20 protein-coding genes and 1 other RNA gene (1 of these 21 only partly in view) are annotated in these 22,867 nt (G+C 49.3%); 18 read left to right on the forward strand and 3 right to left on the reverse strand.

Annotated features, from left to right (window positions below; all coding sequences use genetic code 11):
• Window positions 1-318 precede the first annotated feature (318 nt).
• Window positions 319-798, forward strand: coding sequence for an SRPBCC family protein (locus tag MKY48_RS00550; RefSeq protein WP_339269276.1), 480 nt, complete (start codon window positions 319-321; stop codon window positions 796-798).
• A gap of 99 nt (window positions 799-897) precedes the next feature.
• Here the strand turns inward: MKY48_RS00550 and MKY48_RS00555 are convergent, their stop codons facing one another.
• Both MKY48_RS00555 and MKY48_RS00560 read right to left on the reverse strand, forming a co-directional pair.
• Entirely contained in the window at window positions 898-2,967 is a 2,070-nt protein-coding gene (locus MKY48_RS00555; protein ID WP_339269278.1) for a serine hydrolase domain-containing protein, read from the reverse strand.
• 155 nt (window positions 2,968-3,122) lie between these two features.
• Complete coding sequence (locus MKY48_RS00560) at window positions 3,123-3,647, reverse strand: phosphatase PAP2 family protein (RefSeq protein WP_071221142.1); 525 nt, start codon at window positions 3,645-3,647, stop codon at window positions 3,123-3,125.
• 342 nt (window positions 3,648-3,989) lie between these two features.
• Here MKY48_RS00560 and MKY48_RS00565 point away from each other — a divergent pair, with 342 nt between their 5' ends.
• From MKY48_RS00565 to argS, 5 genes are all read left to right on the forward strand, one after another.
• Window positions 3,990-4,847 (forward strand): carbon-nitrogen hydrolase family protein, encoded by an 858-nt coding sequence (locus MKY48_RS00565; RefSeq protein WP_339269280.1) that lies wholly within the window; start codon window positions 3,990-3,992, stop codon window positions 4,845-4,847.
• A gap of 50 nt (window positions 4,848-4,897) precedes the next feature.
• Window positions 4,898-5,569, forward strand: a complete 672-nt coding sequence (locus tag MKY48_RS00570; RefSeq protein ID WP_339269282.1) for a GNAT family N-acetyltransferase — start codon at window positions 4,898-4,900, stop codon at window positions 5,567-5,569.
• A gap of 84 nt (window positions 5,570-5,653) precedes the next feature.
• Complete coding sequence (locus tag MKY48_RS00575) at window positions 5,654-6,325, forward strand: GNAT family N-acetyltransferase (RefSeq protein ID WP_339269283.1); 672 nt, start codon at window positions 5,654-5,656, stop codon at window positions 6,323-6,325.
• 348 nt (window positions 6,326-6,673) lie between these two features.
• The gene (locus MKY48_RS00580; protein WP_076326387.1) at window positions 6,674-7,099 is read left to right on the forward strand and encodes a DUF1934 domain-containing protein; all 426 of its coding nucleotides are present in this window, start codon (window positions 6,674-6,676) and stop codon (window positions 7,097-7,099) included.
• Window positions 7,096-8,775, forward strand: a complete 1,680-nt coding sequence (gene argS / locus MKY48_RS00585; RefSeq protein WP_339269286.1) for an arginine--tRNA ligase — start codon at window positions 7,096-7,098, stop codon at window positions 8,773-8,775. Before MKY48_RS00580 ends, argS begins: the two co-directional genes overlap by 4 nt.
• A 102-nt stretch (window positions 8,776-8,877) precedes the next feature.
• Here argS and MKY48_RS00590 read toward each other — a convergent pair whose 3' ends face one another.
• Window positions 8,878-10,026: a S8 family peptidase gene (locus MKY48_RS00590; protein WP_339269288.1), complete on the reverse strand. Its 1,149-nt coding sequence runs from the start codon at window positions 10,024-10,026 to the stop codon at window positions 8,878-8,880.
• 367 nt (window positions 10,027-10,393) lie between these two features.
• On the opposite strand from MKY48_RS00590, the gene rpoE reads away from it, so the two are divergent.
• From rpoE to recR, 12 genes are all read left to right on the forward strand, one after another.
• Complete coding sequence (gene rpoE, locus MKY48_RS00595) at window positions 10,394-10,960, forward strand: DNA-directed RNA polymerase subunit delta (RefSeq protein ID WP_076326390.1); 567 nt, start codon at window positions 10,394-10,396, stop codon at window positions 10,958-10,960.
• 641 nt (window positions 10,961-11,601) lie between these two features.
• Entirely contained in the window at window positions 11,602-13,203 is a 1,602-nt protein-coding gene (locus tag MKY48_RS00600; RefSeq protein WP_071221150.1) for a CTP synthase, read from the forward strand.
• A 272-nt stretch (window positions 13,204-13,475) separates the two neighbouring features.
• A complete protein-coding gene (locus tag MKY48_RS00605) occupies window positions 13,476-13,868 on the forward strand; it encodes a response regulator (RefSeq protein WP_339269290.1) in 393 nt (130 codons plus the stop codon).
• A gap of 174 nt (window positions 13,869-14,042) precedes the next feature.
• Complete coding sequence (fba, locus tag MKY48_RS00610; protein ID WP_076326392.1) at window positions 14,043-14,897, forward strand: class II fructose-1,6-bisphosphate aldolase; 855 nt, start codon at window positions 14,043-14,045, stop codon at window positions 14,895-14,897.
• A gap of 306 nt (window positions 14,898-15,203) precedes the next feature.
• Complete coding sequence (locus MKY48_RS00615) at window positions 15,204-16,463, forward strand: UDP-N-acetylglucosamine 1-carboxyvinyltransferase (RefSeq protein ID WP_071222334.1); 1,260 nt, start codon at window positions 15,204-15,206, stop codon at window positions 16,461-16,463.
• Between the two features lie 153 nt (window positions 16,464-16,616).
• Window positions 16,617-17,945 (forward strand): transcription termination factor Rho, encoded by a 1,329-nt coding sequence (gene rho / locus MKY48_RS00620; RefSeq protein ID WP_071222335.1) that lies wholly within the window; start codon window positions 16,617-16,619, stop codon window positions 17,943-17,945.
• A 32-nt stretch (window positions 17,946-17,977) separates the two neighbouring features.
• Window positions 17,978-19,255 (forward strand): radical SAM protein, encoded by a 1,278-nt coding sequence (locus MKY48_RS00625; RefSeq protein WP_339292097.1) that lies wholly within the window; start codon window positions 17,978-17,980, stop codon window positions 19,253-19,255.
• A 178-nt stretch (window positions 19,256-19,433) separates the two neighbouring features.
• On the forward strand, window positions 19,434-19,631 hold the full coding sequence (gene rpmE / locus MKY48_RS00630; protein ID WP_006207505.1) for a 50S ribosomal protein L31: 198 nt from the start codon (window positions 19,434-19,436) through the stop codon (window positions 19,629-19,631).
• A 117-nt stretch (window positions 19,632-19,748) separates the two neighbouring features.
• An RNA gene (gene ffs, locus MKY48_RS00635) (signal recognition particle sRNA large type) lies at window positions 19,749-20,015 on the forward strand.
• A 294-nt stretch (window positions 20,016-20,309) separates the two neighbouring features.
• Entirely contained in the window at window positions 20,310-22,022 is a 1,713-nt protein-coding gene (gene dnaX, locus MKY48_RS00640) for a DNA polymerase III subunit gamma/tau (protein ID WP_098741282.1), read from the forward strand.
• Between the two features lie 41 nt (window positions 22,023-22,063).
• A complete protein-coding gene (locus MKY48_RS00645; protein ID WP_009595540.1) occupies window positions 22,064-22,375 on the forward strand; it encodes a YbaB/EbfC family nucleoid-associated protein in 312 nt (103 codons plus the stop codon).
• 25 nt (window positions 22,376-22,400) lie between these two features.
• A protein-coding gene (gene recR, locus MKY48_RS00650) for a recombination mediator RecR (RefSeq protein WP_071222338.1) crosses the window boundary here: on the forward strand, window positions 22,401-22,867 show its 5' portion. 133 nt of this gene lie beyond the right edge of the window; the window shows 467 of its 600 coding nt (coding positions 1-467); it begins with the start codon at window positions 22,401-22,403; its stop codon lies beyond the right edge, outside the window.

Below are 22,867 nucleotides of genomic sequence, written 5' to 3' on the forward strand. Positions count from 1 at the left end.
GGGCCTGCATTGCGTGCATGAGCAGCCGAGGCTATTCGCTCCTCGGCTGATGAAGAAAAAGCAAGCCTCCCCTATCTAAGCCTACGGCTATCGGGGTCGGCTTGCTTTTTCGCGTGGGCCTGCACTGCGTGCATGCTCTGCCGAGGCATCGCCCCCCGGCTGAAGAAAAAGCAAGCCTTCCCTACCTAAGCCTATGGCTATCGGGGTCGGCTTGCTTTTTCAACTGAGCAATTGAGAAGAAATTATGGGTGGTCATATGTTATAAACTTAAGAAAGCTTGACCCGGATTTTGATGACGCCATAAGGAGGTTAACATCAATGGGGGATTCGTCCAGCAAGAAGAGAATTGACTCTGCCTCGAGAATGATTAAGGCATCGCCACAAACCATATATCAGGCATTTACTGACCCCAAGGCTTGGGTATCGTGGCTTCCCCCAGAGGGGATGTCAGGTCAGATCGACACCTTTGATGCCTGTGAAGGCGGGACTTATCGAATGGTACTCACCTATAATGGAACGGACCAAGTTAATCTCGGTAAATCATCGGAAGGTACGGATATCGTCCAAGGTAAATTCCTGGCGTTGGTGCCAAACAAGAAAATCGTGCAGTGTTTTGAATTCGAGTCGGAAGACCCCGCTTACGGGGGCCTGATGACCATGACATGGACGTTGACAGCACTTGCGGAAGGCACGGATGTGACGATTGTTTGCGAGGACGTTCCTGAGGGCATACGTCAGGAAGATCACGAAGAGGGCTTGAATTCTACGCTTGAGAATCTCGCGGTCTTTACTGAATGATAGCGGACAGGCTGCCGCGCCTCACAACGTCCCTTGGCAGTAAAAAAAGCAAGCAACCCTACGTAAGCCTAGCGGCTAATCGGGTTGCTTGCTTTCGTGTTATTTCAGGGTGATACCGAATGCGGAGCTTGGAGCACCGGCAAATACGACAGCTCCATTGGCTGGGAGCTTCACTTCATTACTGCCGCTGACGATGCTGTAGTTCACAACGGCACCTTTTTCGTCATACACGGCGAATGCGCCTTGTGCCGGCAGGGTGACGGTCATCGTTTTGCCTGCAGCTTGTTTAGGGACGGTGTACCATTTGGCATAGCCATCGGCTTGCAGGGTAACGGTTGATTTTTTTCCTTTATAAAGCGGCTTAACGTCCTTACCGCTCACAAACAGGGAACCTGCCCCTTCGAGATACTCTACGCCCTTTTCCTTATAGAAACGGAATTCGGACGTATCCCGGCTGCCGATCGCCGGAACCTGATGCTGGCTTACTGCGGTATCCGAGTCGATGATCTTCTTGTCGATCAGATATCCTTCCAGACCACTCTTGCTGTTAATCTCTACCGTCGGTTTCGTGATGAAGTACATCAGCGATGTGAATTTCTCGTTCAATGGATAGAACGTTTCGCCTTCCCGCTTGGCCCAAGCGGCAGCGGTCTCCTTGGATAACGGGTTCGCTTCCATTTTCTCGGCGGTATAATGCGATAAAGCCATTTGCCCAAGTCCAGGAATCGTTACATATTGTCTTACCCACAAGTAGAGGCGGTCATTCTTTTCTTTGACAAAGCTAACCTTCGTGCTGCCATCCGCGCTGACAAATGTTCCATCTGCAGTGTATACATATTTCTCTGCAGGATAGTCTGGCACCATCGGTACGGTAATGGACAGTTCGCCGTCCTTGATATCGACTTTCATCTGCTGATTCGTCACGCCATAGTAACCTGCATTTTTGGCGATGTCGCTAGGCATGTCGGCCTTGACTGGTTTGCCGAATGATTTTTCCGGCTTGAATTCCTTGATCGTGCCTTTTTCCTTAAGGGCATGCAGCAGAATGTCGTTGGCCAACAATTGGTTGGTTGAGCTGGAACCCCCGGAAGATAATACGGCGGCAGCCATATTTTGCTCTGGAAGAACTACGAGCGAAGCATGATACAGGATAGTGTCTCCGCCTTTGGTTACGGCTTTCATGTCATATTGGTTAAACGGGAACAGTCTCACGCTGTCCCAGCCGAGTCCGTAATCGAACGAGTTATCGGCATCTTCGGGCCACAGACCTTTTTTATATTCTTCCTGCTCCATGGCTTTAACGGATTTGTCGGAAAGAATGCCTTCGGCTTCCCCAGTGAAGATCTGCGCGAACTGCACCAGGTCTTCAGCCGTAGAATAGATGCCGCCGGTTCCGATCACATTGACCGTCTCGTTAGGAAGCTGTCCTTGGTGAGTAGGAAAATACAGACCCGCCATTTGGCTTAACTCCAACGTATCTTGGGATGTCTTCGTGTGGTCCAAATCTAACGGCTCGGTAAAAGATTGATGAATGAATGCGGTAAACTCCTTGCCGCTCACTTTCTCTACCAGTATCTCAGCTAGCGTGAATCCATCATTACAATAAACGGAAAATGCACCCGGGTCTGCTTTCAGATTTTGGGTGGACAGCTGCTTCAGCAGCGTGTCATGTGCATGAGGGTCATTATCTTCGAACAAAAATGCATTGTTCAGGCTGGAACCCTGCAGTCCGGAGGAATGGTTGAGCAGCATGCGCGGCGTGATTTTTTTGTAACGTTCGTCTTTCATCGTGAATTCGGGTATGTACTGAACCAGAGGCGTATCCAGGTTGATTTTCTCCTCATCCACCAATTTCATGACCGCAGCGGCGGTGAACACTTTACTCGTGGAGCCGATGCCATACATCGTTTCCTTGGTCAGCGGTTTCTTTCCTTCGATATCATTGACGCCCGCTTGACCGGACACGGTAATCACTCCGTTGTCGATAAGGGCATATTGAACGCTTGTCGTACCATAAGTCTCGGTGAGCAGCTTGGCTTTCTCTGCGGCGGTTTTCTGAAGGCCTCCTCCAGCAGCAACTTGGCTGTTATCTGCTGCCATTACCCCAGCAGGAAGAACCAGTGTGACTGCGAGAAGGGTTACGAGCATCCGTGATAGTCTTTTCTTCAATGAATAAATACCTCCTTATTATGAATGTACTTAGTTAGTACGATTTACCAGCCCAAATGGTTCAATCTTTTTTCGGGAAATTTACAAAGTGCGGGGAGGAACAAAAAAACAGGCATCCCATCCATAGCCGTAAAGCCATGTGGGGATACCTGTTTTTAACTGAGTACGATAAGCAGCGCCGAGGTGGTTCCGACGAAACAGCCTGCCAAACAATCCGAAGGATAGTGAAAGCCAAGATAAATGCGTGACAGGCTGACCGTAAGGGCCAGCAGGATCAAGAGCAATGACAGCCAGGGTGTTATAAACAGAAACGGCGTGATAATGGAAAAGATGGCCGTCGAGTGTCCGGAAGGAAACGAATGGTCCTTCATCGGTTTTTTTTCGAACCGTACCTTTTCAAGTGCCAGATAGGGCCGGATGCGCCGCATCTTCCTTTTGATGAGGGCCGTAATCAGGAAGCTGAGTGAAAGTGCAATAAAACTCTGCCACCCCATCGTATTCCATGGCTCAGGTGCAAAAAACGCTATCGAAAGTGTCAGCACAATGGTAAAGATAGCACCCCCCATATGGGTGACCAGCGCGAGCATCGAATCCACCGTTTTGTTGCTGATCTTGCGGTTTAACCAGCGGAAGATAAGGTGGTCATGTTGCTGAAGCCAATCCATCGAACGAGTAATCATTGTGAACAGAACACCTCACATTATAATTTTGTAAGCAGTCAGCCCAAAGTTAAATAGGCTGCAATATATGCTTGTAAGGGCCGAGATTCATAGTGTAGACAAGAGGCTTACATACGACAGTATACAGGAGAATTGTTAAGCGTGGGTATGAATGACATGTATTTTTTCATAAATTGAACTTTCTTTGTCGCAGGTGGGTTTGATGATAGCCGTTTTGAGTGTGTTGTAAGCACGCTTCACAAGATTATGGTTTCCCAGGGATGATGACTTCATGTCCCCATGTTCTCGAAGCCCGGAATCCGATATAATGAAAGCATCTAACCATGCCTAAGGAGGAGAAGCATGAAATTCCGCGTTTCTGCCGTGCAATATCATCTGCACACCATTCAATCCTTTGACGATTTTGCCCGTCAGTCGGAGCATTATATCCGGACGGCGGAGGAATTTGAAGTCGATTTTGTGCTGTTTCCGGAATTTTTCACAACCCAACTGATGTCCATCGGGGATGATCAGGGCAAGGCATTGACGATCAATGATCTTCCGGATTTCACAGACCGTTACCGCGAGCTGTTTCAAGGCTTTGCGAAGCAATATAACATGCATATCATTGGCGGGACGCACGTCATTCGCCGGGAAAGGAAGCTGTACAATGTAGCGCATCTGTTCTATCCGGACGGCCGCATTGCGGAGCAAGCCAAGATCCATATCACGCCTTCGGAGATTAGCGGATGGAATATGGGAGCGGGTGAAGGACTCGAAGTGTTCGAGACGGAAAAAGGCACCATTGCGATGCTGACCTGCTATGACATCGAATTCCCTGAGATTGTGCGCATGGCCAAGGCTAAAGGGGCCGACGTCATTTTCTGTCCGTCCTGTACGGATGATCGGCACGGATTTCACCGCGTGCGTTATACCAGCCATGCCCGCGCCATTGAGAATCAAATCTATGTGGTGCTGACCGGTACCGTTGGCTCGCTGCCAACCGTGGATCTGATGCGTGCCAACTTCGGACAGGCGGCCATCATTACCCCGAACGATATCCCGTTTCCTCCGCAGGGCCTGCTGGCCGAGGGAGAGCTGAACAACGACATGATCATTACCGCCGATCTTGATCTGGATTTATTGTATCAAGTGCGCGAGAAGGGATCCGTCACGACATGGCGCGATCGCCGCACGGATTTGTATCCGGATTGGGAATAAGCCCGTTTATCAGCACGTGAGGAAAATAGGACAAAGGCGGTGCAGAGGAAATGGCCCGGTTTCATCAACAGTTTTATGTATTTGACGACGCTCGGCCGGTGCCGGTTGTCATTCGAAGCTACACGGAAGCGGATTTTGACGAGCTGATCTTCATTCAATCCGAGACGTTCCCGCCCCCATATCCGCCGGAGCAGTGGTGGAACAAGGAGCAGCTGAATCAGCACGTCACTTTATTCCCTGAGGGCGCTCTGTGCGTTGAAGTGGGCGGGATGCTCGCCGGGTCGATTACCTCGCTCATTGTGGATTACGATCCATGGGAGCCTGCGCACTCCTGGGCGGAGACCACGGATAACGGGTATATCCGGACCCATAAGCCGGACGGGAATACGCTATACATTGCCGACATTTGTGTCAGGCCGCGCTTCCGTAAGCTTGGACTCGGCAAATGGTTGATTCAGTCGCTGTATCATGTGACGGTGAATCGGGGACTGGACCGACTGCTTGGCGGCGGACGGATGCCCGGCTATCATCGGCATGCCCATGAAATGTCGGCTGCGGAGTATCTGGACGCTGTTGTCCGAGGAGATCTCAAGGATCCGGTGATTACCTTCCTGCTGCGTTGCGGCCGGACGCCCGTCGGGGTGGCAGCGGAGTATTTGGAGGATGAGGAATCCTGCAATTATGGGGCTCTGATGGAATGGAAGAATCCGTTTAGAGGATGAAGAAGTTTCGCTTGAACGATAATGAATGGACTTCATATATAAAGATGGATTTTTTTATTACATATATAAGGAGGCTTTTATTTGATGGAATATATCCGTATTACAAGCATCGACGATCCTTTGTTCCGCAAAATGCACAATCTGATGAAGGACGTGTTCCCTCCGGAAGAGGTGCTGGAATTCAGCCTATGGAAAGAACCGCTGGAGGATCCGGGTATTCGGGTGTTTGTTGCCCTGCATGAGGACGAAGTGGTGGGCACTACGGAATACCGCTATTACGAGGATTGGAATGTAGCGATGACCGATTTTACTATTATCGGGCGCGAAGGGCTTGGTATCGGCCGATTCCTGGCACAGCATCGCTTGAAGGATCTGAATGAGCTGGCGGCCGCAAACGGCAAAGCGTTGTTCGGCATGTTTGCCGAGATCTACGATCCATATCGGGTACAGGACTATGCATTCGGCGGGGTAAAGCCGATGGATCCGTTCGTTCGCCGCGAGGTGCTGTCGCATCTTGGCTACAAACGCACGGATATCGCCTACGTTCACCCATCCTGGAATAATGATGGCGAAGCGGTGAGCGGGCTCGACTTCTGCTTCATGCCGGGCGATGATACTGTCAATGAATTGCCTGCAGAGCTGATCGTGAACTTCCTGAAACGTTACTATTCTGTGCTGCCTGAGAAACCACAGGCCTGGAACGACATGGTGGCCAAGCTGGAAACGCAGGAGAAGGTATCCCTGCTCCCGCTGTAACTTATACGATAGCGCATGCCTGATTCGTTACGAATCAGGCATATTCTTGTCGGGTTACGCCCACAGCATGTGATATTTTGGTATTCTGATCGTAGAATGACCCTTATATTCAAACATGGAGTGTGTAGAGCCATGATCCGGCAGCTTATTTTGGCAAGGAAATCACAGAAGTAAGTTATAGTGAATGGCACAAGCAATGGGCCGAGAAATACGGGGATTGAGGATGCGGTCGGTTTTCCGGGTAAGCACGTGGATAGGCTTTTTCTTCACATTTGCTAAAATCCTCATTTGAATTGCAAGGCTATACTGGATATAGTAATACAATAGGCAAGGAAAAGAGGAACATACATGAACGACCGAAAACAAGTGAGCATCCGTCTTCAAAGCCTTCACGAAGGGGAGAATACGATACAGGAGCTTCCGGCGGAGGCGTTTATTAAAGGGAATGTCCTGTATGTTCGCTATACAGAACCAGCGCTTGGACCGCATCAAGGGGAGACCCGGGCGATGCTTAAGCTGACGGAGGACGAGCTGAAATTGATTCGTCACGGCGAGGTGGAGTCCGAGCAGTCGTTTCGGTTAGGCCAGCGATTGCCGGGGTATTACCGCTCCCCGTTCACTTCATTTAATCTCTCTACGTACACGCAGCGTCTGGAGCTAGCGCTTGAAGGCGTGTCCGGACGAGCGGCTTGGGCGTACGATTTATATGTGTCGGGCGAGTTATCAGGACACTTTTCTATTAGTTTGACTATTCAGGAGGCACATGAATCATGACAATGAATCCATTAGATCACATTAACGGGCTGGTTGCAGAAGCGGTGGCTGACGCTGCCGTTGCTGCAGGACTGGTTTCCCGTGAGGAATTGCCGGGCATAACGCTGGAAGTTCCCAAGGATAAGTCGCATGGCGACTTGGCTACGAACGTAGCGATGCAGTTGACACGAATCGCCAAGAAGAACCCGCGGCAAATTGCGGAGGCTATCTTGGAACATTTGGATATGGCGAAAGCTTCGATTGAAAAAGCGGAAATAGCCGGACCCGGATTCATTAACTTTACCTTGGACAAGGGATACCTCTATCCGATCGTTGCATTGGTAGAAGAACAGGGTGACAACTACGGACGGATTGCTACGGGCGAGGGGCAAAAGGTTCAGATGGAGTTTGTCAGCGCTAATCCCACCGGAAGTCTGCACCTGGGACATGCCCGCGGAGCAGCGGTAGGCGATGCCCTCTGCAATGTGCTTGATTTTGCAGGATACGAGGTTACGCGCGAATACTATATCAATGATGCTGGCAACCAAGTGGTGAACCTGATTAAATCCCTCGAAGCCCGTTATTTGCAGGAGCTCGGCCAGGATGCCGAAATGCCGGAAGATGGATACCACGGCGAAGATATCAAAGGGTTTGCCAAAGAGCTTGTAGCTGAGAAGGGCGAATCTTTGCTGTCCATGGATCCAGGCGAGAGAACGGCATTCCTTCGTCAGTTCGGACTTGAGAAGGAACTGGATAAAATCAAACGCGATTTGAATCGATTCCGCGTTCATTTTGACGAATGGTTTAGTGAGACATCCCTGTACGAGAATGGACTTGTGGAGAAATCCCTGGAAGAGCTGAAATCGAAGGGCGAAGCTTATGAGAAGGATGGGGCAACCTGGCTTCGTACAACTGACTATGGGGACGACAAAGACCGCGTCCTCGTGAAGAATGACGGAACCTATACTTACCTGACGCCGGATATTGCATACCACCGCAATAAATACGAGCGCGGCTATGACAAGATTCTTAATATTTGGGGAGCCGATCACCATGGTTATATTCCACGGATGAGGGCTGCTATGGAGGCACTCGGCAATGATCCGGACAAATTAATTGTATTGATCGCCCAGATGGTCAGTCTGTTCCAGGATGGCGAGAAGGTGAAAATGTCCAAGCGTACCGGTAAAGCGGTCACGATGGAAGATCTGATGGATGAAGTCGGCGTGGACGCAATCCGCTATTTCTTCACCATGCGCAGCATGGACTCCCACCTGGATTTCGATATGGATCTGGCGGTGTCTACGTCCAATGAGAATCCGGTCTTCTATGTTCAGTATGCCCACGCACGTATTTGCAGCGTATTCCGCCAAGCGGAGGAGCAAGGCGTTAACCTCCTGCCGCTTTCCGAAGCGAACCTGAGCGTTCTTACAACCGAGCATGAGTACGACATTTTGCGCAAAATAGGAGAGCTCCCGCAGGAAGTGTCGCTTGCTGCTGAGAACTATGCTCCGCACCGACTCATTCGGTATGTATATGAGCTGGCTTCCTTGTTCCACAGCTACTATCGAGCCGAGCGCGTGATTACGGAGGATGCGGATCAAACGCAGGCTCGCCTGGCTTTGCTTCGAGCTGTTCGTGCGGTCATCGCTAACGTGCTTCGCCTGATGGGCGTATCGGCGCCGGAACGGATGTAATGGATTTTTGCTTTAATATGTGACAACAGCCGTCTTTCCGAGGAAAGGCGGCTGTTTTTAATTTGTAAACGGACATTCTTTTATAGTTGTTGAAGAATCAGTTTATAATTTCATGCCCTCGCGCAAAAATTTCAAGGCATTTACCTCTCCATCGGAGGCGCTGTGTCCTTTTTTGAGCTTAAGGGGAGAGGAGGTGCGTCGCAGCAGGGCCTTAAGGGTAGCCGTTTTTTTCAGGTCGGGCTTCTGCGCAAGCAGTAGGGCAATCGCTCCGCTGACGTGGGAAGTCGCCATGGAGGTGCCACTCATCTCGTGGTATTTTCCTTGCAGCCACGCGGACACGATTTTATCTCCAGGTGCATAAATATCGACAAATTGTCCACGATTGCTAAAGGAAGGGATTTTCCGGTTGCGGTCGGTAGCTCCGACGGATATGGTTTGAGGATAACGGGCAGGATAGTCCGCGGTACGGCGCTTACCGTCATTGCCGGAGGAGGCTACAATAATGACGCCTGCTTGGTTGGCCTTGCCTACAATATCCAGCAGCGTACGGCTTCGGGTCTGCATACCGAAACTCATATTAATGATATCGATCTCGGACCGCACGCACCAGTCGATGGCCAGAATGATGTCCGACACAAAGGCGGATCCGTTATGATCAAAGGCTTTGACTGGATACACTACAGATCTTGGAGCAACGCCAATCATTCCCTGCGTGCTGTTCGCAGCAGCGATGGTACCCGAAATATGTGTTCCGTGCCCATTGTCATCATATGGCGGTAGGTTTCGGTGGACGAGGTTAACCCCTCGAGTCAGCGAATACTTCAGATCGGGGTGAGCGAAATCCACCCCCGTGTCGATAACGGCAATCTTCATGCGGTGTCCTGTCGAGACCGACCAGGCTTGAGGGGCTTTGATTTGCTTGATACCCCATGGGATCCCGGTTAACGTTCCAATTGTCCCCTGTATGGCATGGATATGAACCTGTTCATCCTCTTCAACCATCAGTTCATTCTGAAACTCCGACTCAAACTTCGCGGTTTGGGGAGCTGGAGCGATGATGGTGCGGGTAAGCGGCGAATAGCTGACCGAACTCGGAAAACGCCTTTTCCCGACAAGTCGATTCCATTCGCGGATACATTCCTGGTACAGCTTAGGGTCATGAAACGTAAGGAGCCGCCGGTTCATTTCCCGGACGTTCCGCATAGGGTTCGTCTCTGTAAGTAGTGATTGCATGATCCGGGTGTAATCCATATGTGGCAATCTCCCTTCCCGATGAACCGTTGCTTCAGTATTGTATGAACCGGGGAGAGTGCCCGAATGGGATGTTGCCCTTTTTCCGGGAAATAGGCCCTGTTTACCGTGTCAAAGCAGCAGGGCTAACATAAGATACATGAAGAGAACATCAAGGTTCTCTTATCTAATCCCGTAAGGAGTCGATCCTTGGGGCGGGTACAGTCAGAAGACGGGGACAATTGTCTCCGTCTTTTTCCTTTTTGGTATCTGATGGGTAATGGTGCATAAAAACTTGATTTTTATTTCCAAATAGGTTTTACTTAGTTTTGATAATGGATATGTTGAGGGTATAACGTGAAGATTGTGTGAGAGGAAGTGTGCGTTAGTGAGTAATCCGCTCAATTTAAAGATCGATCCGGAGAAGATTCAGGAAATCCCAATGGTTGACCTGGCTTTTATGGTTCTGAAGGCGGCGAATACGCCGTATTATTACCGTGACCTTATGAATGAGGTGGCCAAGCTTCGTGGCTTTACGGAAAAGGAAATTAACGAAACGATTGCCCAGTTATATACCGAGATCAATATAGACGGACGTTTCGCATGTGTAGGAACGAATCTGTGGGGACTAAAGCGCTGGTATCCGCTGGAGAAGTCCGAAGATCCGATTGCGAACGCCAAGCGTCCGCGGATCATCAACGATGAAGATGATGATGACGATGACTTCACCGATGAAGAGGAGACTTACAGCGGTGACGATGCCGAGGAGGATTTCGACAGCATCGATGACGAAGATGATGATCACGATGATCTCTTCCCGGATGATGACGATGCCGAGGACGATGTAGACGAAGAGGTTGTTCTGGATGATGACGAATTGGATGACGAGGATTCGGAATCCGAAGAGGAAGATGATCTGGAAGAGGAAGCCTTTGAGGAAGACGATAAGGATTAATCCGTCATACAGCAGGGTCTTTAGGACTTGTCTGCGCTGATAATGACTGTGTTTTACAGTGTCAGCCAATTGGGCAATTTTGAGGTTGCTTCTTCTCTTGACAAGCAGACAAGGCACAGAGTAAACTATTGCTTGGGCTTATGATTGTGGATTAAATATGTTTAATATAAAAGTGCCCCGTTATTTTTTCGGGGTCACTTTTTTTGTTTTTAAGGCTCAGAAAGTGTAAATGACGCTAGCTTCTGGACCTAATAACGCTAGAGAACTACCTTATCAAAAGCGGTCTGTCTTCTGGAAGTTTGTCGATAGACATTTTTTCTTTGGGCTGTGGAAGCATCCTTCCTGTGTGGACTGGACTTTCATGGTTTCTTGCAGTGAATATTCCAAGTTGTTTAAGATGAGGTATGGAAACCGCTCGTCTTGAAGCCTCATAACGTATGCCGGGTTAAGCGGCTCGATATGAGGATCATTTAAGCGTCAATATATGCGGTTTGTAATAGGTCGGAGGTCAGCTCGCTCACCATTTTTGGAAGCGAGCGATGCTTTTTGTTGGTCCCTCTGATGAATCAGGGGAAAACGGGTTAGGATAAACATCATATGTCGCCTGAAGTTATGGAGATTATATAGGAGGGTTTTTAACAGTGACAAAGTATATTTTTGTAACAGGCGGGGTCGTGTCATCTCTTGGTAAGGGAATTACCGCCGCTTCGCTCGGTAGATTGCTTAAGAACAGAGGGCTCAAGGTAACGATTCAGAAATTCGATCCGTACATTAATATAGATCCAGGCACCATGAGTCCTTACCAGCATGGCGAAGTATTCGTTACGGACGACGGTGCGGAAACCGACCTGGACCTGGGACACTATGAGCGCTTCATCGATATTAACCTGTCGAAGAACAGCAATGTGACAACAGGGAAAGTATACTCTTCTGTTATCAGCAAGGAACGTCGGGGAGAATATTTGGGCGGTACCGTGCAGGTAATCCCTCATATTACGAACGAAATCAAGGAGCGTGTGTTCCGTGCAGGCCGTGAAGCGGGTTCGGATGTGGTTATTACCGAAATCGGCGGTACGGTTGGCGATATCGAAAGCCTTCCTTTCCTTGAGGCTATTCGTCAGATTAAGAGTGACGTTGGCCGTGAGAACGTGATGTATATTCATGTAACCCTCATTCCATATATTAAGGCAGCCGGTGAAGTGAAAACGAAGCCGACCCAGCACAGTGTAAAAGAACTCCGCAGTATCGGCATTCAGCCGAATGTTATCGTGTGCCGTACGGAGCATGAGCTTTCAACCGAGATGAAAGCAAAAATCGCGCTCTTCTGCGACATCGACCCTAACGCGGTTGTAGAGTGTCGCGATGCCTCCTCGCTGTATGAGGTACCGCTGAATCTGCGTGAAGAAGGCCTTGATGAAATTGTTGTCAATCATTTGAAATTGACCACCCCTGCGCCGGATATGAGCGAGTGGGAGGATCTGGTGGAGCGTGTATCCAAGCTGGAGAAGACCGTTGAGATTGCGATTGTCGGTAAGTATGTCGCACTGCACGATGCCTACCTCAGTGTTGTTGAATCCCTGTCTCATGCAGGCTTTGATGCTAATGCCGATGTGAAGATCCGCTGGGTGAATGCCGAAGAAATTACGGCAGACAACGTGGAAGAGGCGTTAAGTGGGATTGGCGGTATTCTTGTACCGGGTGGATTTGGAGATCGGGGTATCGAAGGCAAGATCAGCGCGATCCGCTATGCTCGCGAACGCAATATTCCATTCTTCGGCATTTGTCTTGGGATGCAAGTGTCCGTTATTGAATATGCCCGTTCGATTGTCGGCCTGAACGGCGCGAACAGCTCGGAAATTGATCCGGCTACCGAATATCCAGTCATTGACCTGCTGCCGGAGCAGAAGGATATTGAGGATCTTGGCGGAACGATGCGCCTGGGTCTGTATCCATGTAAGCTGGTTCCAGGATCGCTTGCAGAGTCCTGCTACCAGGACGAGCTGGTTTATGAAAGACATCGCCACCGGTATGAGTTCAATAACCAATACCGCGAAGATATTGAAAAAGCAGGCCTGCGTATATCCGGTACTTCTCCGGATGGACGTCTGGTAGAAATTGTAGAGCTGCCAGGACACCCTTGGTTCCTTGCTGTGCAATTCCATCCGGAATTCACGTCCCGTCCGAACCGTCCGCAGCCGCTGTTCCGTGAATTTGTAAAAGCCTCGATCCAGCATCAGGCATAATGGGAAGAGCCTCTTTTGCAGAGGCTCTTTTTTGCGTATAAAGCCGTTGTCATAACTGTGGACAGGGTAAGCTGACGTTCAGATCGGATGTCCAGAGCTGTCGCTTTCGGATACAACAAATTCATACATCTTTTTTTCTTAGTTTTTTTAGGACAGGAAGGAATTCGACATCTACAAGCGAATACAAATAATGGTCGGTTTATGGGAAAGTTAGGAACTTTCGAGTTTGCATATACTCATTGTACGATTTAAGTATCGGGGAGGTTGAAGGGATGAGCAAAGAAAGCAAACACAAAGTGCTGATTGTGGATGACCAGAATGGTATCCGCATCTTGCTTGTAGAAGTGTTCAGCAGTGAAGGATATGAGACGTTTCAAGCGGCGAATGGCAAGGCTGCACTTGAAATTGTGAAGACGCATACCCCGGATTTGGTGCTGCTGGATATGAAAATTCCTGGAATGGACGGGCTTGAGATTTTGAAGCATATTAAACAGATGAATCCGGACATTAAGGTGATCATGATGACTGCCTATGGAGAGCTTGACATGATCAAGGAAGCAACCGATCTTGGTGCGTTGATGCATTTTACCAAACCCTTTGATATTGATGAGATGCGGCAAGCCGTCAATATGCAGCTGAAAGGGACCGCCAATAATATCGGTTGAATGATGAATTCTGCTCAAAGGGCGGAATTCTTTTTTTTGTCAGAATGTGAGGTCCTTCGCAGCATTTTAGGAAATGCTTGTTTAGTATTTATGACGCGATGTGGTATAATAAGTCCGTGTGTTATATCGGCTAAAAACCATAGACAAACTAAGCATCTATAGGAGGATGAAACCATGCCATTAGTATCAATGACAGACATGCTGAACAAAGCACTTGAAGGTAAATATGCTGTTGGTCAATACAACATCAATAACCTGGAGTGGACATATGCGATTCTTGAAGCGGCTGAGCAAGAGAAATCACCAGTAATTCTTGGTGTTTCCGAAGGCGCAGCTCGTTATATGGGTGGATTCAGCACCGTCGTACACATGGTAAAAGGTTTGATGGAGGACCTGAAAGTGACAGTTCCTGTTGCCATTCACCTTGACCACGGTTCAAGTGTTGAGAAATGTAAAGAAGCAATCGATGCAGGATTCACTTCGGTTATGATCGATGATTCCCACAGCCCGATTGAGACGAATATTGCAACAACGAAACAAGTCGTTGAGTATGCTCATGCCAAAGGCGTTTCCGTTGAAGCTGAAGTCGGCATGGTCGGTGGACAAGAAGATGACGTCATCGGTGATGTAATGTACGCGAAGCTGGACGATTGCGTGCGCATCGTGAACGAGACAGGCATCGACACATTGGCGCCTGCACTTGGTTCTGTTCATGGTCCTTACAAAGGCGAACCAAACCTTGGTTTCAAAGAGATGGAAGAGATTCGCAATGCTGTGAAACTTCCGTTGGTGCTTCATGGTGGTACAGGCATCCCGACGCATGACATCAAGAAAGCTATCTCCTTGGGTACTTCCAAAATCAACGTGAACACCGAGAACCAAATTTCTTTCTCTAAAGTTGTTCGTGAAGTGCTTGCTGCTAAACCAGAAGCTTACGATCCACGCACATTCCTGAAACCAGGCCGTGAGGCAATCAAGGAAACTGTGGTTGGCAAAATCCGTGAGTTTGGTTCCAACAATCAAGCCTAATAAAGTCGCTTGTAGTCTAGTGGCCACAACATGATGATTGGAATCACCTAAGATATTTAGGCTGTCTTATGCTGTAGTATACAATGAAATGGAAAGCACACCGCATAGCCGGTGTTTTTCCATTTCATTTATTAAGTATCAAAAGTACAAGCGGGTTGTGAGCTTCACAACCGGATAATCGAGAACAAAAAAGAACGCAAAATGCGGTCTGTCATCCTTTAGGAACGTCGATAAGACGTTTTTCTTGTATGACGGCCATCAGAACCATTTCCGGCTGCGAAGTGATGTAGGGGGACCCGAAAGCTTATGGAAAAATTGATGATCAGCGGTGGACGCCCACTGCGAGGTACTGTAACAATCAGTGGTGCCAAAAACAGTGCTATTGCGTTAATTCCCGCCGCAATCCTGGCGGAATCGGAAGTCGTACTTGATAATTTGCCGCTTCTCAGCGATGTGGCTGTATATGCTGAGATTTTGGAAGAATTGGGCGGGCAAGTTTCATGGGAAGGCAATCAGATGAGAATTGACCCTTCTGATATCAAATCTATTCCGATGCCTAACGGACCCGTTAAGAAACTGCGCGCGTCCTACTATATGATGGGCGCCATGCTTGGAAGATTTAAAGAAGCCGTGATCGGCCTGCCGGGCGGCTGTAATTTTGAACCTCGTCCCATCGATCAGCACATCAAGGGCTTTGAAGCGCTTGGCGCAACCGTCACCAATGAACACGGTTCGATTCATCTGCATGCCAAAGAGCTGCGGGGCGCGAAGATCTATCTGGATGTGAGCAGTGTTGGTGCAACGATTAATATTATGCTGGCGGCTGCTAAGGCCAAAGGCTCCACAATTATTGAAAATGCGGCGAAAGAGCCTGAAATTATAGATGTTGCAACACTTTTGAATTCCATGGGAGCTGTCATTAAGGGCGCCGGAACGGAAACGATCCGGATCGAAGGCGTAACCGAGATGCATGGCTGCCGACATTCCATTATTCCAGACCGGATTCAGGCCGGTACATATATGATTGCTGCCGCAGCTACACGCGGCGATGTTCTGATTGACAATGTCATCCCGAAACATCTTGAAGCCCTTACGGCCAAGCTGATCGAGATGGGTGTTGGTATTGAGGAGCTGGACGAAAGCATTCGCGTGATCGGTAAGGATCGATACCAGCATGTGGACGTTAAGGCGCTTATATATCCTGGATTTGCAACGGATTTGCAATCACCGATGACCAGCCTGCTTACGCAAGCGGAAGGCGTCAGTGTCCTTAGTGATTTTGTATATAGTAACCGATTTAAACATGTTCCGGAGTTAGTTCGCATGGGCGCCAAAATCCGCGTGGAGGGACGCTCTGCTATTATAGAAGGTGGTCCGCTGAACGCAGCCAAAGTCAAGGCGACCGACCTGCGCGCAGGCGCGGCTCTTGTCATTGCTGGACTAACCGTACCCGAAGGGGTAACGGAGGTAAGTGGTGTAGAATTCATTGACCGCGGCTATGACCATCTGGTATCCAATCTGCGTATGCTGGGTGCCGACGTATGGCGTGAAACTGAGGAAGAATGATTTTTTTTACCAAAACGAGGGAAATGTGTGGTTAAAACTGCATATCTCCCTCTGATTTGGGTAATGCTCCTAGTAAAGCTCTCATAGAATAATAGACTACATGCAGCAGGACTTGCTGTGACAGAAACAAATAATTGAATAGGTGGTTATTGAATGGATTTACAAATAGCCGATTTGGAAGGCATGAAGCTGACGGATCTGTATAAGCTGGCCAAAAAGTATCAGATCCCTTATTATGGCCAGTTGAAGAAAAAAGAATTGATATTTGCCATTCTCCGGGCGCAGGCCGAACAGAGCGGCTTGATGTTCATGGAGGGCGTACTTGAGATTTTGCCGGAAGGTTACGGTTTTCTTAGACCGATCAACTATTTACCGAGCACGGAGGACATCTACATTTCGGCCTCCCAGATTCGTAAATTTGATTTAAGGACCGGAGATTTGGTTTCGGGCAAATGCCGGACACCTAAAGAGAACGAACGTTACTTCGGGCTGCTGCAGGTCAACGCCGTGAATGGTGAGAATCCTGCCGTCGCAGCGGAACGATTGCACTTCCCAGCCTTGACTCCTCTATATCCGCAAGAAAAGCTTGTTCTTGAAACATCCCCTAATCAGTTGTCAACCCGAATTATGGATCTGCTTGCACCTGTAGGTTTAGGACAACGCGGTTTAATCGTAGCACCGCCAAAAGCAGGGAAAACGCTCCTCTTAAAAGAAATCGCCAACAGCATCTCAACCAACAATCCAGAGATTGAACTGTTTGTTTTACTCATCGATGAACGGCCTGAAGAAGTGACGGATATGCAGCGTTCCGTTAAGGGCGAGGTGGTTGCTTCTACTTTTGACGAGCTTCCGGAGAACCATATTAAAGTGGCGGAACTGGTATTGTCCCGTGCCTTGCGGTTGGTGGAGCATAAGAAGGACGTTGTTATATTGCTGGACAGCATCACCCGTCTTGCCCGTGCGTACAACCTGGTCATTCCTCCGTCCGGCAGAACGCTGAGTGGCGGTATTGATCCTGCGGCATTCCATCGTCCGAAACGTTTCTTCGGTTCGGCGCGTAACGTGGAGGAAGGCGGAAGTTTGACGATTCTGGCTACAGCCTTGGTTGAAACCGGATCGCGGATGGATGACATTATTTATGAGGAATTTAAAGGGACAGGCAACATGGAGCTGCATCTGGACCGCCGCTTTGCGGAACGCCGTATTTTTCCGGCGATCGACATTCGTCGCTCCGGTACCCGGCGTGAAGAGGTGCTGCTGAACAAGGATGAATTGGATACCATTTGGGCGATCCGTAAAAATATGAACGACTCTGCTGACTTTGTGGAAGGATTCCTCAAAAAAATGCGTGACAGCAAGAATAACGCGGAGTTCTTGGCATCATTTGATGTGAATGCCAATAACGGGAGCGGAACCGGGACTCAGAGCCAGACAGCTAGACGCCCATCGCGCGCATCGGCTGCGACGGCCCCTCAGAGCTAAGTCCTGAATCAACCGGAGAATAGGAGATCAACATGTATTTGGTTTATGCAGATGAGCAAGGGAATGTATATGATCATTCTGATCTGTTTGGGCTTGCCCGCAGCGGAGATATGATCGTTGAGATATTGGATGATGAATTAATCCCTTTGCCAGAGGGGGCTACATTGGTCGGACTACCGAGCACCCGAGCGATCGGAATGGATCCAGAGACTGGTGATATGATGCCGCTTGAGGACGGGTACACTGCTGTCGGAGCGCTGTTGCCGCAAGGCTATACCCGGTTGTGCTTGCCAGGATACGTGAAGTCGGACAAGGAATATAAGCTGCCGCTATTTGGTTACTCGGCGGTGGTATGGAAGGATGGCGCTTTCTATACAACAGCGCGTTTATCCGATGACCCGGAGAAGTGGAACCCGGTGAACTGCGATCTGAACGATCTTGAGCTTGGGGTTAAGACGCTGAAGGAGAAATATCCGGAGAATCGGCTCTATGAGCATCTGTCTAACTGTGCATTAGGTTATGAATGTCTGACGGCTTCCAATACGTTCCTGAATCGCTGGGAAGGCGCTGTTCCTGTATCGTACTCTTGCAATGCCGGTTGCTTCGGTTGTATTTCGGAACAGCCGGATGACAGCGGCTTTGTCTCGCCACAGACCCGTATGAACTTCCGTCCGAGAGTGGATGAGTTGGTACAGGTCATGCTGGAGCATCTGAAGACACCGGAGTCGATCATCAGCTTTGGCCAAGGTTGTGAGGGAGAACCCTCCACGCAGGCGAAGATCATTATAGAAGCCATGAGAGAAGTTCGGGCACAGACTGATATGGGATACATCAATATTAATACCAATGCGGGACTAACTGATTTTATCAGTGGTATCGTGGATGCGGGTCTTGATCTGATGAGGGTCAGCACGATCAGTGCATTGGATGATCATTATAACGCATACTACAAGCCAAGGGGCTATACGCTGGCCAATGTGGAGAAATCTCTTCGTTATGCAACCGATCAAGGTGTATATACCTCCATCAACTATCTGATCTTCCCGGGCGTAACTGATCGCGAGGAAGAGCTGGAAGCCATGATTGAGTTTGCCCGCCGCACGGGTCTCAAATTGATTCAGCTCCGCAATCTCAACATTGACCCTGAGAGCTATCTCGAGCTTATTCCGCCTGCACAAGGCGAGATTCTGGGGATGAAGCAGGCGATTGAGATTATGCAAGAGGAGCTGCCAGATGTGGTGATTGGCTCCTATACGCATGTGCCGCCTGCAGGACAGGCAAGACCGAAGAAGAGACCATCGATTATTTAACAGAACCGTACTGAACATCGGATGTGTTAAAAACAGGTTGAAATTCCAATTGTGGACTTGTCTGATGATTTGTGTATGAGCTATTGCGCATTCATTTTGCTCGTGATATACTCCATTTATGTGTCCATATAACTCTGGGTCCGCATGAGGCTCAGGGCGGAAAGAGGTGAAAGCTACAATGAAACAAGATATTCAACCGAAATATCACGTTACTACAGTTACTTGTGCTTGCGGTAATACGTTTGAAACAGGTTCTGTAAAACCAGATCTTCGTGTAGAGATTTGCTCGAACTGTCATCCGTTCTTCACAGGTAAACAGAAATTCCTGGATGCTGGCGGTCGTGTTGATAGATTCAAGAAGAAATACGGTATCTAATAAACAAACCCTTCGCCCTTGCGGTCGAAGGGTTTTTGTCTGTTTACAGGGCTGGTGGAGTATGCAACTTCTTCCGTCGGTTGCTTTTTTGATAGCCATGCGATATACTAAAGTTCGCCGTGCTAGACGGGGAGGTAGCGGTGCCCTGTAACTCGCAATCCGCTGTAGCGAGGTTGAATTCCTGTTAGAGGTATTGTCGATGTGAGGCTGGTCCCTGCGCTCAACGTTGACGGTTGGGTCCTCCGCAATGAGCACTTGTGAACCTGGTCAGGTCCGGAAGGAAGCAGCCATAAGCAAGATCGCTTTTGTGCCGGAGGGGTGCCTAGCCCGAGTTGTTGCTCAGGATTGCCGCTCGGATCGCAATTATCAATAACAGGTGCACGGTATACATATCTGCACATAACACCTTTGCCATATTGGCAAGGGTGTTTTTTGTCGAAACGGCTATCCATTCAAGCTGATCCTTCATGTGCACTTTGGATAAAGTTTTCCAAGTAAACGTTTTGCTAAGGCAGGGGAAAGTAGTATAGAATGTAGTATAATATAACCGTTAAACTCACGCCTTTTTGGCTGGGAATGACCATGAATGCAACAGTAAAGCACGCGAGGATCGGGTTTAGTATAAACTTAAGGTTTTCTCGATCTCGTGAAGTGGAAGTTGAAAGAGGGTAAAGCACAGTGGAACATATCGCGTTATATCGTGCTTGGCGACCACAGTCGTTCGGCGACATGGTGGGCCAGCAGCATATTATCCAGACCCTGCAGAATGCCATTCGCGAGCAGCGGGTTTCGCATGCCTACCTGTTCAGCGGTCCACGGGGTACGGGCAAGACCAGTGCCGCTAAAATTTTGGCCAAAGCCGTGAACTGCGAGCATGGTCCGGCTGAGGAACCCTGCAATGAATGCGAGGCCTGCCGGCGTATAACGTCCGGAGCCGTCATGGATGTTCAGGAGATCGATGCTGCATCCAACCGCGGTGTCGAAGAAATCCGTGATTTGCGGGAGAAAGTCAAATACGCACCGACCGAGGTGCGGCGTAAGGTTTATATTATCGATGAAGTACACATGCTGACGACGGAAGCGTTCAATGCCTTATTGAAAACGCTGGAGGAACCGCCGGCACACGTGATGTTTATACTAGCGACAACAGAGCCCCACAGGCTTCCGGCAACGATCATCTCACGCTGTCAACGGTTTGACTTCCGGAGGGTTTCCTTGGACGAACAGACCGGGCGTCTGGAGCAGATTTGCGGAGAAGAAGGCATTACGGCAGAGCCTGAAGCACTGCAGTATATAGCACGTCTATCGGATGGCGGTATGCGGGATGCACTGAGCATTCTGGATCAGATTGCCTCCTTCACAGGAGGCACGGTATCTTACCAGCAGGTCATGGACATGACGGGCGGGATTGCCTCGGAGCAGTTTGGCCGTCTGGCCAGTGCCGTGAAACAGGGGGATGCCGGACTTGTGCTGCAGATCGTGGAGCAATTCATGCAGGAGGGAAAAAGTGCAGATAAATGCATGGAGAATCTCCTGTATTATTTCCGCGATTTGCTGATGATCAAGATGGTTCCTAGCGCCGATAAGCTGACCGACCGGGTTTTGAATCCGGCAGAGTTTCAGGAGATGGCGAATGCCTTCAGCCGAGACGAACTATTTCAAATGATCGATACGCTGAACCGGTATCAGAGTGAGATGAAATACGCCTCGCAGCCGCAGACTCTGTTTGAGGTGGCATTGCTCAAGCTTTCCGGTATAACTCAATCAGCGGGTGGGGCCAGAGCTCAGAATACAGCCGATGCGGGGGAGCTCGCTCAGCTGAAGCAGCATGTAGCCTCACTTGAGAAAAAGCTGGAGCGACTGATACAAAACGGTGTTCCTGCATCTGGTCAACGTGAACCGGCCAAGTCCACCCGTACACCGGCACCGAAAGCAGCTTCATCAGCCAAGATCCCGCAGCATATGGATCAGTATATATCTTGCCGAACGGGGGAGGATTATACTTCTGTTCATCGACAGTGGGCCCAAATTCTGCAGAATGTGAAAGAGGAGAAGGTGACGGTCCACGCTTGGCTGATGGATGGAGAACCTGTGTCCGTATGGGAAGACAAGGTTCTTGTCGCTTTTAAAAACAACATCCACCGCGAAACCACGGAGAAACCTGCCAACAAACAGGTGATTGAAGGGGTTCTTGAGTCCACGCTTGGCAAGCCGTATCATCTGGTTACCATGATGCTTCGTGATTGGAGTGACGCGGTAGAAGGAGTGGGCAAACCTCAGGCAGAGGAGCTTAAGCTTGAGCATGAAGAAGCGGAGGCCGGTGGGGAGAAACCATGGATTGATGAGGCGATCCAGTTGTTTGGAGAAGACCTCGTTGTCATAAAAGACTAGCACGTCCCTACGTGCACCCTATTTATAAGGAGAGATGAATCATGAATAATATGAACCAAATGATGAAGCAAGTGAAAAAGATGCAGGAGCAAATGCTGAAGGCTCAGGAAGAGCTCGCTACGAAAACCGTTGAAGGAACTTCCGGCGGTGGCGTGGTTACCGTGGAAGCGAATGGACATAAACAAATTTTGTCCATCAACATCAAGCCTGAGGCAGTTGACCCGGATGATGTGGAAATGCTGCAGGATCTGGTACTGACTGCGGTTAACGATGCACTTGCCAAGGCTGAAGAAATCGCAAATGCTGATATGGGCAAATTCACAGGCGGCATGAAAATTCCGGGCTTGTTCTAATCTAACCTAGAAGGAGTAGTTACATTTGTACTATCCTGAACCGATCGCGAAGCTCATCGACGCCTTTACGCGACTGCCGGGTGTGGGGCCGAAGACGGCCGCCCGCCTGGCTTTTCATGTTCTGAACATGAAGGAAGATGACGTTATTGATTTTGCCAAAGCGCTAGTCAGTGTCAAAAGGAATCTGCACTACTGCTCCGTCTGCTGCAACATCACCGATACGGATCCATGCCGGGTATGTCAGGACAAGACCCGGGATGCTTCGACCATCTGCGTTGTACAGGATGCCAAGGATCTTGTGGCGATGGAGCGTACGAAGGAATTCGATGGCTACTATCATGTCCTCCACGGAGCCATATCTCCGATGGAAGGGATCGGACCGGATGAAATCCGTCTGAAGGAGCTGCTGACACGTCTTAGTGATGAGAGAGTGAAAGAGCTGATTCTGGCCACGAATGCCAATATCGAAGGAGAGGCAACGGCGATGTACAT

Origin of the sequence: Paenibacillus sp. FSL W8-0187, assembly GCF_037969755.1 — a bacterium.
Taxonomy (GTDB): domain Bacteria; phylum Bacillota; class Bacilli; order Paenibacillales; family Paenibacillaceae; genus Paenibacillus_AQ.